Here is an 11803-nt window from a genome sequence, read left to right as displayed (position 1 = left end):
CTATTCAATCCTCCAATGTCAAATCGCGGATGACCTCAAGGCGGCAAGGATTCCGGCGACGGCAGCGTGCAGGGATCAGGACGCGGCGGAGCCGGAGACGAGCCGGTGCAGATAGTGCCTTTGAGCTGGAACCGGCGTTATCACTTCTTGCGATAGATCTCGCGCAGCCCTTTGATCTGGCGCTTCAGCTCCTTGCGCAGCTCAGGCGGTTCCAGCAGCTCTGCATGGCGTCCGTAGGACAGCACCCAGGCCAGGATCTCCAGGGAACCGGCCGCCTCAAACGAGAGCAGGACGGAACCGTCCGGCTCACTCAGCAGGGTCTGTCCGGTCCGCCAGACCCTGTCCCGCACCATATGGGCCACCTCACTGTCAAAGCGGATCTTGAGCTGCATCGGCTGGTCCGTCACCAGACCAAAGGCGTCACTAAAGTACTGCTCCGGATTAAACTCATCCGGCATCTCAAAGCGTTGGCGGGTCACGGTCAGCCCCACAATCCGCTCCACCGCGAACAGCCGTACGGCCCCGCGGTTATGGGCATGGGCCAGCAGGTACAGCCCTCCCTTGGCCAGCACCAGGGTGTAGGGATCGATCTCGTACAGCGCAGCCTCCTTGCCGCTGCGGCTGTAGGACAGCTTGATCCGGTACTGAAACAGCAACGCCCGGCGCAGCTCGGACAACAGCTCGGCTGAACCTGTATAGGTCCTGCCCCCCTGGAATCGGGGCAGTGAAACCCGGGCAATCCGCTCCAGATGTGCCACTGAGCGGGGCGGCAGCGAGGCGTGAATCTTGGCAAAGATGGCATCGATCTCGCCACCGAACGGCTCGGGCGGCAGCAGCCCGGCACAGGCCTTGAGCAGATGCAGTGAGACCAGTTCATCCAGGGTAAAGGTGATCGGTGCCACCTGGCGAGTGGCGGTCAGAAAACGGTAGATCTTGCGCCCATCCAGGCGATCTGCGGTCAACGGATAGCCGGCCTCCTGGATCGCCACCAGATCCCGGTGGACCGTGCGGCGATCCACCCCGGTCTCCTCCACCAGCTCATCCAGCGTGATGCCGTTACGGGTCTCAATCAGGCGGATTACATTGTGCAGACGTGCTGCCTGGGTATAGTGTCCGGTTGGCTTGCCGCGGGTTTTCATGCTACCCCCCTGTTGCTACTGCAATTTTTCGGCTATACTGTCTTATTCGAGGACAAAAGGTACGTGATGTGGATCTGTTTGACAACGGCTTTTTGACACACCTGTCCCCCCTGTTAAACTGGCTGCAACAGCCCGGTTATCCGGCCCTGTTCGCACTCAGTTTTCTGGCTTCGACCCTGGTGCCGCTGGGGTCGGAGTGGCTGCTGGTGCTGATGCTGGTCAGGGGCTACGACCCTGCCGTTTGCGTCGTGACTGCCACCACCGGCAACAGCCTGGGGGCCTGTACCACCTGGCTGGTGGGGCGTTACGGCGGTGACTGGCTGCTGGCCCGCCTGTTCAGGATCAGCGAACAGCAACGGCAACGGGCAGAGGCGTGGTATCAACAGTACGGTATCCTGTCGCTGCTGTTTTCCTGGCTGCCGCTGGTGGGGGACCCGCTCTGCCTGGTGGGGGGGCTGCTGAAGATCCGCTTTAGCACCTTTCTGCTGCTGGTTGCGACGGGCAAATTGGCACGCTATGCAGCAGTGGCCTGGTTAACACTTAAAATGGCCGCGTAAATTCCGGAGAGGAGTACTGCCAATGAAGATCTTCATCGCCGGTGGCACCGGATTTGTGGGTGGACACCTGACCGCAGAGCTGCTGAAGCGCGGTCACGAGCTGATACTTCTGAGTCATGCCCGTAGCGGGCCAGCAGCGCCAGGCATCACCTTGGTCAAGGGCGATGTCGTTGATCCGGCCAGTTACGGCGCTGCCATGAAAGGCTGTGACGCGGTAATCAATCTGGTGGGGATCATCCGCGAGTTTCCCGCCCAGGGGATTAGCTTTGAGCGGCTGCATGTGGAGGCCACCGCCGGCATGGTACAGGCGGCCCAACACAGCGGCGTGCTGCGCTACCTGCAGATGTCCGCCCTCGGCACCAGGCTCGATGCGGTTTCCGGCTACCATCGCACCAAATGGCGGGGAGAGGAGATCGTGCGGGGCAGCAGCCTGGCCTGGACCATCTTCCGGCCGTCGCTTATCTTTGGCCCCAAGGATGCCTTTGTCAACATGCTGGCAGATAACCTGCGGCTGGCACCGGTCATGCCCACCATGGGGGATGGCAACTACCGGCTGCAGCCGATCCACGGCAGCGATGTGGCCCGCTGTTACGCCGATGCCCTGGAGAAACCGGAAACCGCCGGCCAGGTCTTTGAGCTGTGCGGCGAGGATCGCCTGACCTATCGTGAACTGCTGGATGCCATTGCCGAGGCGATGGGCAAGAGCCACCCCTGGAAACCGGCCCTGCCGCTCGGCCTGATGAAGCCGGTGATCAAGGCCTTGCAGGGGTTCCGTGCCTTTCCGATTACCATGGACCAGCTGCAGATGCTGCTTGAGGAAAATATCTGCGACGGCTGCTGGAGGAAAACCTTTGATTTTGAACCGATCCGCTTCAGAGACGGTATCCGGGAGTACCTGCAACGATGATTAAGCGTCTACTTATTCTGTCCCTGCTCATGCCCGGCGCTGTCCATGCTGCTCACCCGATAGAACGTGATGATATGAGTGATGCCCAGTTGCTGGAGGTGCTGGCAAAGGACGGGGACACGCTTAAAGACCCGCAGGTCGGCGTGGCCACCTACTACGCCTCGCGCTTCATCGGACGGCGCACCACCTCTGGCCAGCGCTATCACCCGGACAAGCTGACCGCAGCCCATGCCCTGTTGCCGCTGGGGACCCTTGTTACGGTTGAAAACATCAAGAGCGGCCAGAAGGTGTCGGTGATCATCAATGACCGCTGCCATCCCCGTCACGCAGTCCGCAATCTGATCGACCTCTCCCGCGCTGCAGCCCAGCAGATCGGCCTGTGGGGCAAGGGGGCGATCAAGGTCAGGATCATCGCCATTGAGAAAAAGCAGCCCTTGGATGAACTGCTAGATGAAGGAAAGGGATAACGATTATGCAGCAGCTGTTTATTGCCGGATGCGGCTACACCGGCAGTCTGGTGGCCACACAGGCCCTTGCACAGGGCTGGTCCGTGACGGTTCACCTGCGGGATCAGGAAAAGGCTGCAACCTTGGCCACGGCCGGTGCAGAGGTCTGCCTCTGCAGCATGGACGAACGTGACGACATCCCCCGGTTGCCGCTGGACGGACGGATGCTGTTGTACAGTGTCCCTCCCCAGGGAGGCGGCAGTATTGATCTGCGTGCCCGCAATTTCTGCGCTGCCTTGGAGCGGGATCAGCTCAGCCCCTCCAAAATCGTCTATCTCAGTGCCACCAGCGTCTATGGCGACACCGGCGGCGCACTGGTGACCGAGCAGAGTCCCACGGAGCCAACCTCAGCCATGGGCAAACGGCGGCTGGATGCCGAACAACTGTTTCAGGACTTTGGCCTGCAGCACCGTATTCCGGTGGTCATCCTGAGGGTCTCGGCCATCTACGGCAAGGGGCGCCTGCCGTTGATGCAGATCAATCAGGGCCAGCCGCTGCTGCGGGAGGAGCTGGCCAGGCCCTCCAACCGGATTCACGTTGAGGACCTGGTCCAGGTCTGCCTCTCTGCCCTGCTGAAAGGGACCGGCATCTACAACGTCAGTGACGGTCATCCGGCCAGCATGACAGCCTACTTCAACGCCTGTGCCGATGCCCTGCAGAAACCCCGTCAGCCCCAGATCGACCTTGAGGAGGCCCGCCGGGTGATGCCGCCGCTGCTGTTCAACTATTTCATGGAATCACGGGTGGTTGACAACCGCCGGATGCTGGATGATCTGGGAATTTCCCTGCGCTATCCCGATCTGCAACAGGGGATTGCCGCCTCACTCTGAGCCTTTACAGATCGGAAATCTCTGGTATAGGAGCAGGGTAATACCCTTTGGGACGGATAAAACCTATGAGGTAACGGAGGTGTGTCATGAAGAAGCTGTGCGTGCTGACACTGCTGCTGGCTAGCTGCGCAACCGCGCAGGCAGGTTTTATGGATGAAGTTGACAAGCTGGTGACCGATGGCCAACAGATCCGTGAGCAGATGCCCCCTGCCCGGGAGGAGCCTGCGCCACAGCCGCGTTACGAGGCACCGACAGCCGGTGAAGACCGGCACTATATCCAGAGCGACGACTTCTTCATCAGTGAACAGCCGATGGGTGAGAACGCCTGGATCTATGTGACCCTGGCCAAGATGACCCAGCCGCCCAACGCGCAAACCAAGGGTGAGGCCGAGTTCTTCAAGATTGCAAATGGCGCCAGCCAGTGGACCAAATTCTTCTGGCGCACCAGGCTTGCCAGGCCGGACGAGATCAGGCTGGGGACCGTGATGATCATGTTTGAGGGAAACAGTCAGAATGATGCCTATCAGGCCCCTCAAGACAAGTCAAACGCCCGCCAGAGCAGCTGGTTCATGGCACGCATCACCGATATCAGCGACCTGTACAAAGGCTATGTTACGGTTTCCGGCGGTTATAAGGTCAATCCCAAAAACCTGCGGGTGCTGGTTGGCAGATAAGCAGCTTGACAGGATTTTCGCTGTCCTGCTGGAGCAGTACGGTCCCCGGCACTGGTGGCCCGGCGAGAGCCCTTTCGAGGTCTGTGTCGGGGCCATCCTGACCCAGAATACCAACTGGGGCAATGTGGAAAAGGCGATTGCAAACCTGAAGGCAGCCGGCAGACTGTCGGTTGCTGGCATTGCCGGCCTGCTGCCGGACGCGCTGGCCGCACTGATCAGACCGGCAGGCTACTTTAACATCAAGGCGGCACGGCTGCAGGCCTTTGTCGGCTTTCTACTGGATCAGTACGACGGCAGCCTTGACCGGCTCTTTGCCGGACCGTGGCAGCATACCAGAGCGGAACTGCTTGCAGTCAAGGGGATCGGACCTGAAACCGCCGATTCAATTCTGCTCTATGCTGGTCACAAGCCAAGCTTTGTGGTGGATGCCTACACCAGACGGATCTTCAGCCGGTTGGGACTGGTGGATGAGCAGATCAGCTATGATGGCTTGCGACGTCACTTCATGGACAGCCTGGCATCAGATACAGCCCTGTTTAACGAGTACCATGCGCTGATCGTCGAGCTGGGGAAACAGGTTTGCCGCCCCAGACCGCACTGCAACCGCTGCTGTCTGGCAGAGCAGTGCCCCTACAATGCAATCAGCCCCAAGGTCAGCAAACGCTAATCTGCTTGCAGAGGCAATTGGTTACAAAACTTTTATTGCAGCACCTGTCCGGCTTGGGTACACTATAGGCAGAGAATATGTTTGCGAGCCCCCTTGGGGGTCTCATCGCCCTCGTTGCCGCCCCTCCTGGTGACGGGGGCTTTTTTTGTACCGCGGTTGACGCCCCCCCACAAGTATGGTTTAATCCCGCCTTGTGGAAACCGATGCTTACATCGCCCTCGGCTCTAATCTGGGGGATCGGGAACTGAACCTGTTACGGGCCGTGGCGGAGCTGGGCAAGATAGCCGGTTGCCGTGTGACAGCCCTATCCAGGTTTTATGAAACGTCACCGGTGGGTATGCCATCCGGCACTCCTGCTTTTTACAACGGGGTTGCACGGCTGGCCACCACCCTGCCGCCCCATGACCTGCTGCAGGAGCTGCAACGGATAGAACGGGAAGTCTTTGGCCGGACCCCGGCCGCCAGCCCGCAATCACGACGGCTGGATCTGGATCTGCTCCTGTACGGCACCACACAACTTGCAACACCTGACCTGACCCTGCCCCATCCCCGGATGACGGCGCGCCGTTTTGTACTGCTGCCGTTGGCTGATATCGCCCCTGAGTTATGCGAACCGGCCAGCAAACGTACCATAGCAGAGCTGCTGACCTGCCTTGAAACCGACGAGCAGGTCAGGCCACTGGAGTAATGACACCATGTTTCGCCTCGTAATCTGGTTGCTGCTGGCCTATATCGGGTTCCGGATCTTCAAGTCACTTGTTGCCCCCCGGCAACCTTCTGCGTCAAAACCGGCCCGCAACGACGAAGAAACCGTACAGGATCCGGTTTGCAAGGTGTACCTGGCAAAACAGGATGCCATTGTCGGAACCCTGGACGGTACGCGGCACTATTTCTGCTCAATGGACTGCCTGGATAAGTTTCGCGATCAACTTGACCATATACATTAATCCCTAAAACCGGAGGTTCAGACATGAAATTTTTTATCGACACCGCTGACGTACACGAGATTCGTGAAGCACACACCCTGGGTCTGGTGGATGGTGTTACCACCAACCCGTCCCTGATCGCCAAATCAGGCCGCAAGTTCAAGGATGTCATCAAAGAGATCACCGCCATCGTAGACGGCCCGATCTCCGCCGAGGTAATTGCCCTGGATGCGGAAGGCATGGTCAAAGAGGCCAAGGACCTAGTCAAGATTCACAAAAACATCGTCATCAAGCTGCCGATGACACCGGAAGGCCTGAAAGCCACCAAGCAGCTTTCAGCCAAGGGGATCAAGACCAACGTCACCCTGATCTTTACTCCGATGCAGGCGCTCTTGGCGGCCAAGGCCGGCGCAACCTATGTCTCTCCCTTTGTGGGACGGCTGGACGATATCTCCCAGGACGGTATGGGGATCATTGAAGAGATCAGGACCATCTTCGACAACTACGGCTACACCAGCGAGATCATCGTAGCCAGCATCCGCAACCCGATTCATGTGCTTAACTCCGCCCTGATCGGCGCTGATATCTGCACCATCCCGTACTCGGTCATGCTGCAGCTGTCCAAGCATCCGCTGACTGATGCCGGCATCAAGAAATTCCTGGAAGACTGGGAAAAAGTGCCGAAGTAGTTTTTAACTACCTGGAGGTCGTATGACAAAGCAGCTGGGCGACATACTGGTTGATACCGAGCTGATCAGCAGAAAGACGCTGGAACGGGCGTTGGAACGGCAAAAGGCAACCGCCAAGCGCCTGGGACAGGTCCTGGAAGAGATGGGGGTTATTACCGAGGCAGAGCTGATGGAGGCACTGGTCAGCCAGCACAGCCCCTTTGCCGACATCAACCAGAAAAAGCAGCTGGGCGACATACTGGTAAAGGCCAAGCTGATCAGCGAAAGGACCCTGGAACGGGCGCTGGAACGGCAGCATGCCGAAGGGAAAAAACTGGGTGAAGTGCTGGAAGAGATGGGGGTCATCACCGAGCTTGAGCTGGTAGAGGCGCTGGGACGCCAGTTTGGCTTCAAGACCATTGCTGACTTCAGTAACCGCACCTATCCGGCCGAGACGATCAACCTGCTGCCCACCGAGTTTGTCATGAAACGGCTCGTGTTTCCGTTGAAACACAAGGATATGATGCTGGCAGTGGCCATAACCGACCCCTTTGACGGCGAGACCACCGACATGATTGCCCGTATCACCGGACTGCAGGTAGTGCCGGTAATCGCGACCCGCAAGGAGATCCTGGAGGCAATCGCCCGGCACTATCTGAATGCACCGGTTAACCCGGATGCCGGTAACACGATTCTGGTGGTGGAGGATTCTCCTACGGTTGCCACCGTTGTGCAGGCAGCCCTGGTAAAGGAAGGCTACAACGTCATTATCTGCAAAGACGGTATTGAGGCGCTCAAGACCACGCTGACCCACCGTCCTCAACTGGTAATTACCGATGCCCAGATGCCCAAACTGGATGGGCATGGCCTGCTGCGGGCCATCAAGGCCAATCCGATTACCGCATCGATTCCGGTGATCATGCTGACCGGCCGCGCCTCCACCGATGAAGAGCAGAAGGCGCTTGATTCCGGATTTTTTGACTTCATTCCCAAACCGGTCCAGCCGCTGCGGGTGGTGTCACGGGTCAAGCGGGCCCTGGAACTGTCAAAGAAGCTGAAAAATTAACGCCGCCGCTTCTGGCCCCGCCTGAACTCCCAGGGGGGCTGAGGGTTAGCATCCCGCCAGAGCCCCCGGTGCTGACGCCGGGCCTGTTCTTCCAACGCACTGTAGCGTGAAGCATAGGGGCCGTTCAGAAACTGACGATAGGCCCAGGCCATCCCTTCTGCCACCATCTCGGCATTGATATCCCTGCCTGCCAGCTGCAGCACGGCCACCGTGCGGCCATACTGGTCACGATCCTGCACCTCGGCCGTTACCTCCTTGCCCAACACCTTGAACATCAGCACCCGTTTGGCCTGGCTGCCAAAGGGCTGGCCCGGACTGTCCGGCTTGCGGGCCTCAGGCGCATCAACACCGTACAACCGCACCGTTACCCGGCCGGTACCCCGGCCTACCAACACCACAGTATCACCGTCATGTACCGCCTTGACCATCCCCCGCAGGGTTTCTGCTGCTGCCGGCGCTCCTGCAGGCAGCAGTAGCAACAGCATGATCACGCACCAGAGCCCCCTGTTCATGTCAACCCCCGTTCATAGTTAAAGAGCGTCGCCCCCTGAACTACGCGATCAGACCTGAACGCCTCCAGCAGTTCGCCGCGCCGCTCAGGCGGGGTCTCCGACAGATCAAGCATGAAAGAGCGGCAGCCCATCCGGCGCAGTTCCGCCAGCCGCCCCAGCAGAGAGAACGGCGTAGTGGCACTGATATGGGTAAAACCGTCCCGGCCGCGAATCCGGTACCCTTCGCCACGGTCTGACTGTAAGGGGGCACCGCTGCTGATCTCCTTGATCCTGACCCGGGTGGCCATCACCTCAACCGGGCTGTAGACCAGCACGGTCAAAGGCTGTGACAGCCCCAACAGATCAGCCAGATTTTCCCGGTCATCCTCAAGGTAAAGGGTTGCCCGCTGGACACCCTGTTCCTGCCAGAACGTCAGGGCCTGACTGTTCAGGGTGAACAGACGATAGCCGGATGACAGCTGCAGCCCTGCATAGCGTTGCAGCAGTTTAAGCTGACCGGGATTGGTGATCTCAAAACAACGAAAGCCGGCCTGGTAGAGTGCATCAAGCACTTCCATGATAAAGGGCAGTTCCTGATCAAACAGCATGAACGGCAGTTGCCAGACCAGCTGAGCGGCATCCCCTTTCAGCCGGCCCAGATAGCGTGGCAACTCATGGATGGCAGCCCGGTGGAGCGGCACCACCACCTGCTGTGCCCCCTGGGATAAGGCCCAACGCACCTCCGACGGGCTATCCACCTGCAGGATCAGTTCCTCGCCCTGCCCTCTGCCAGGCACTCCTTTGGCTTCTGAACCGATCTCGCGCAGCGCCGCTGCCTTGGCCTCTGCTATCCGCCTGCGTTCCTCTGCAGTACCCTCCTGTTCCAGCCGCTGATACAGCTCGCGCCGGATCTCCTTCAGGCGGGCCGGCGGGATAAAGAGTGCCGGAAAGTCAGGGGCCTGCAGGCTCTCAAGCCTGAACGGAGTCTCACCGGTTTCACTGAAACGGGCCTGCAGCACCCCGGCCATATCACTGCTGCGGGCAGCTTCCAGTGCTCCCAAGGGGAATACATAGGAAAAAGCTGCTGCACCAATCCGCGCAGCAACCTCCAGGCTCCAGCCAGCGTCCCCCTGCCTGCAGGCCAGCTCCAACCGCACCGCCACCCGGTCCGGCCCGGCTGCCTGCAGCCTGCGGTTGGCCGCCTCATCACTCATGCCAAAGGCATCGGCAGCCCCCACCTTGAACAGGGCATCACCGGGACGGGCCTCAAAGGGGCAGGCCACCTCCACCAGGGTGCCGGCCTTGCACTCATGCACCTTCTTGCGATTCACATACAACTCCCGCAGGGTCCAGGCCTGGCCGGCCTGGTCACTCTTGGGCTGCAGCCGCAGGCGGTCCCCCACCTGCAACCCGTCGCGGGTTTCAAAACTGATCTGCCCCTGGCGGGCCTGCTTGACCTCGCCACTGAACCGGCCGGTGCCGCCCCGCAGCCAGGGGTTGGCAATATCAACCGGATTACTGGAGGCCAGAAAACCTTTAGTGGGGGTGCGGCCAAAGGAGTCCTTTAACAGCTCCTTGGCAGCCTTCAGGGTCTCCTTACGTGCTGTTGCGTCACCATCGACCATCAAGCGGTAGGCCTTGACCACCTTGGCCACATAATCGGCCGACTTCATCCTGCCTTCGATCTTCAGTGAGGTCACTCCGGCGGCGGCCAGCTCAGGGATCAACTCCAGCGCAGAAAGGTCGTTGGGTGAGAAATAGTAGCCCTCTTTGCCGCGGTGACTGTAGAGACGGCGGCAAGGCTGGGCACAGCGGCCGCGATTGCCGCTATGCCCCCCCAACAGGGAGGAAAAGTGGCACTGACCGGAGACGCAGAAACAGAGCGCGCCATGGACAAAGATCTCCAGCTCGGCACCGGTTTGAGATGCGATCGAGGCGATGTCTGCCAGCTGCAGTTCACGGGCCAGCACCACCCGTTCAAAGCCGTACTCCTCCAGCAGCTTGACACCGGGCAAGTTGTGGATGGTCATCTGGGTGGAGGCATGCAGCGGAATGGAGGGGAAATGGTTCCGCACCAATCGGGCCACCGCCATATCCTGCACGATCACCCCATCCACCCGCAGCCGGGCCAGTTCTGCCAGGGTCTCCACCAGTTGGGGCAGCTCCTGCTGCTTTACCAGCGTGTTGAGAGTGATATAGATCTTGCGACCCCGCTGATGGGCATAGGCCAGCATCCGCGCCATCTGGCCCAGGGTGAAGTTTTTGGCACGGGCACGGGCTGAAAACTCCCTCAAGCCCGCATACACCGCATCGGCCCCCGACTCCATGGCGGCAAAAAAGGCCTCCAGGGAGCCGCAGGGGGCCAGGATTTCCGGTGCAGCCGACTGCGACCGGACAGGTTCGCTGGCGGTTGCTGGCACCACTGAAGCCTTTGCCGACTTAGTATGACCTGCTGAGCGTTTCAAGTTCGCTCCTTTCAAACCGGTACTGCTGCTTGCAGAATTCACAGGTGACCGATGCCTCGCCCTGCTCGGCAATCATCTTGGCAAGTCCGTCCGCACCCAGCGACAGGAGGGCCCGCTCCACCTTGTCACGGGAGCAGCCGCAACGGAAGAACAGGTCCGTTGACTCCAGCGGGTGGTGTTCCACCCCCTCCAGCAGTATATCCAGCAGCTGCTGGGGTGTGGTGCCGTCCTTCAGAAGCGTGGTCAGTGGCGGCAGTGTGGCGATGGTTGCCATGATCCGCTCCACGGCCTCCTCATCGGCAGGCGGCAGCGACTGGATCAGAAAACCGCCGCTGACCGCGATCTGCCCATCATCTGCCAGGCTCACCGCCAGTCCCATGGCCGAGGGGACCTGCTCGGAGTCGGTCAGGTAATAGGCCAGATCCTCGGCAATCTCACTGGTGTAGAGCTGCACCATGCCGGTGTAGGGATCTTTCATCCCCAGATCCCTGGTGACCGTCAGGAATCCGGCCCTGCCCAGTGCAGCAGGCACGCTCTCGGCAACCGCATCCGGCACCGCCACCGTCCCCCTGATGGCACCATCCCACTCCACCTCGGCGATCAACTTTTTGAGCGGCCCGCCCCCCTCGAACTTGATTGCGGTCCGTTGACCCTGCTTGAGGGTACTCCCCACCAGGGCTGCCCCGGACAGGGCACGCCCCAGCGCGATGGAAGCAATGGGTGAGGTGCCTTGCAGAAAACAGATATCGTTTGCCAATTTGGTGGTGATGCAGGCCACAGCCCGGATCTTGCCTTTGACCGCCATGGCGCGGGCGATATGATCATGCATGAGAGGACTCCCTGTTCAGATAAAAAAGCCCCGCGGTTTCCCGCGGGGCTGAATTGTAGCACTTTTATAAAGCAGGAG

General features: G+C 59.9%; 14 protein-coding genes. 10 read left to right on the top strand and 4 right to left on the bottom strand.

What is annotated here, in order from left to right:
* Positions 1-140: 140 nt before the first annotated feature.
* Positions 141-1139, bottom strand: a complete 999-nt coding sequence (locus FY034_RS01185) for a helix-turn-helix transcriptional regulator (RefSeq protein ID WP_265553149.1) — start codon at positions 1137-1139, stop codon at positions 141-143.
* 68 nt (positions 1140-1207) lie between these two features.
* On the opposite strand from FY034_RS01185, the gene FY034_RS01180 reads away from it, so the two are divergent.
* From FY034_RS01180 to FY034_RS01135, 10 genes are all read left to right on the top strand, one after another.
* Positions 1208-1696, top strand: coding sequence for a YqaA family protein (locus tag FY034_RS01180; RefSeq protein WP_265553148.1), 489 nt, complete (start codon positions 1208-1210; stop codon positions 1694-1696).
* Between the two features lie 22 nt (positions 1697-1718).
* Complete coding sequence (locus tag FY034_RS01175) at positions 1719-2603, top strand: complex I NDUFA9 subunit family protein (protein ID WP_265553147.1); 885 nt, start codon at positions 1719-1721, stop codon at positions 2601-2603.
* Positions 2600-3070 carry a septal ring lytic transglycosylase RlpA family protein gene (locus tag FY034_RS01170; RefSeq protein WP_265553146.1) on the top strand — a complete coding sequence of 157 codons (471 nt, stop codon included), beginning with the start codon at positions 2600-2602 and terminating at the stop codon, positions 3068-3070. Before FY034_RS01175 ends, FY034_RS01170 begins: the two co-directional genes overlap by 4 nt.
* 5 nt (positions 3071-3075) lie before the next feature.
* The gene (locus tag FY034_RS01165) at positions 3076-3939 is read left to right on the top strand and encodes an NAD-dependent epimerase/dehydratase family protein (RefSeq protein ID WP_265553145.1); all 864 of its coding nucleotides are present in this window, start codon (positions 3076-3078) and stop codon (positions 3937-3939) included.
* An 86-nt stretch (positions 3940-4025) separates the two neighbouring features.
* Positions 4026-4613 (top strand): hypothetical protein, encoded by a 588-nt coding sequence (locus tag FY034_RS01160; protein WP_265553144.1) that lies wholly within the window; start codon positions 4026-4028, stop codon positions 4611-4613.
* The gene (locus FY034_RS01155; RefSeq protein WP_265553143.1) at positions 4603-5280 is read left to right on the top strand and encodes an endonuclease III domain-containing protein; all 678 of its coding nucleotides are present in this window, start codon (positions 4603-4605) and stop codon (positions 5278-5280) included. Before FY034_RS01160 ends, FY034_RS01155 begins: the two co-directional genes overlap by 11 nt.
* 193 nt (positions 5281-5473) lie before the next feature.
* Positions 5474-5968 (top strand): 2-amino-4-hydroxy-6-hydroxymethyldihydropteridine diphosphokinase, encoded by a 495-nt coding sequence (gene folK, locus FY034_RS01150; RefSeq protein ID WP_265553142.1) that lies wholly within the window; start codon positions 5474-5476, stop codon positions 5966-5968.
* A 7-nt stretch (positions 5969-5975) separates the two neighbouring features.
* Positions 5976-6227 (top strand): YHS domain-containing protein, encoded by a 252-nt coding sequence (locus tag FY034_RS01145; RefSeq protein ID WP_265553141.1) that lies wholly within the window; start codon positions 5976-5978, stop codon positions 6225-6227.
* Positions 6228-6250: 23 nt separating this feature from the next.
* The gene (gene fsa, locus FY034_RS01140; protein WP_012468458.1) at positions 6251-6895 is read left to right on the top strand and encodes a fructose-6-phosphate aldolase; all 645 of its coding nucleotides are present in this window, start codon (positions 6251-6253) and stop codon (positions 6893-6895) included.
* Positions 6896-6917: 22 nt separating this feature from the next.
* Positions 6918-7940, top strand: coding sequence for a response regulator (locus FY034_RS01135; protein ID WP_265553140.1), 1023 nt, complete (start codon positions 6918-6920; stop codon positions 7938-7940).
* Here FY034_RS01135 and FY034_RS01130 read toward each other — a convergent pair.
* Genes FY034_RS01130 through hslO form a run of 3 tightly spaced genes read right to left on the bottom strand, consistent with a single transcriptional unit; the run spans position 7937 to position 11725 of the window.
* Positions 7937-8452 (bottom strand): thermonuclease family protein, encoded by a 516-nt coding sequence (locus FY034_RS01130; RefSeq protein ID WP_265553139.1) that lies wholly within the window; start codon positions 8450-8452, stop codon positions 7937-7939. The genes FY034_RS01135 and FY034_RS01130 overlap by 4 nt on opposite strands.
* Positions 8449-10896, bottom strand: a complete 2448-nt coding sequence (locus FY034_RS01125; protein ID WP_265553138.1) for a U32 family peptidase — start codon at positions 10894-10896, stop codon at positions 8449-8451. Before FY034_RS01125 ends, FY034_RS01130 begins: the two co-directional genes overlap by 4 nt.
* Entirely contained in the window at positions 10871-11725 is an 855-nt protein-coding gene (hslO, locus tag FY034_RS01120) for an Hsp33 family molecular chaperone HslO (protein ID WP_265553137.1), read from the bottom strand. Before hslO ends, FY034_RS01125 begins: the two co-directional genes overlap by 26 nt.
* Between the last annotated feature and the right edge of the window lie 78 nt (positions 11726-11803).

It is taken from the genome of Trichlorobacter lovleyi, assembly GCF_015239775.1.
Lineage (GTDB): Bacteria > Desulfobacterota > Desulfuromonadia > Geobacterales > Pseudopelobacteraceae > Trichlorobacter > Trichlorobacter lovleyi_B.
The sequence above is the reverse complement of the archived record's forward strand: the minus strand, read 5'-3'. Positions and strand labels throughout refer to the sequence as shown.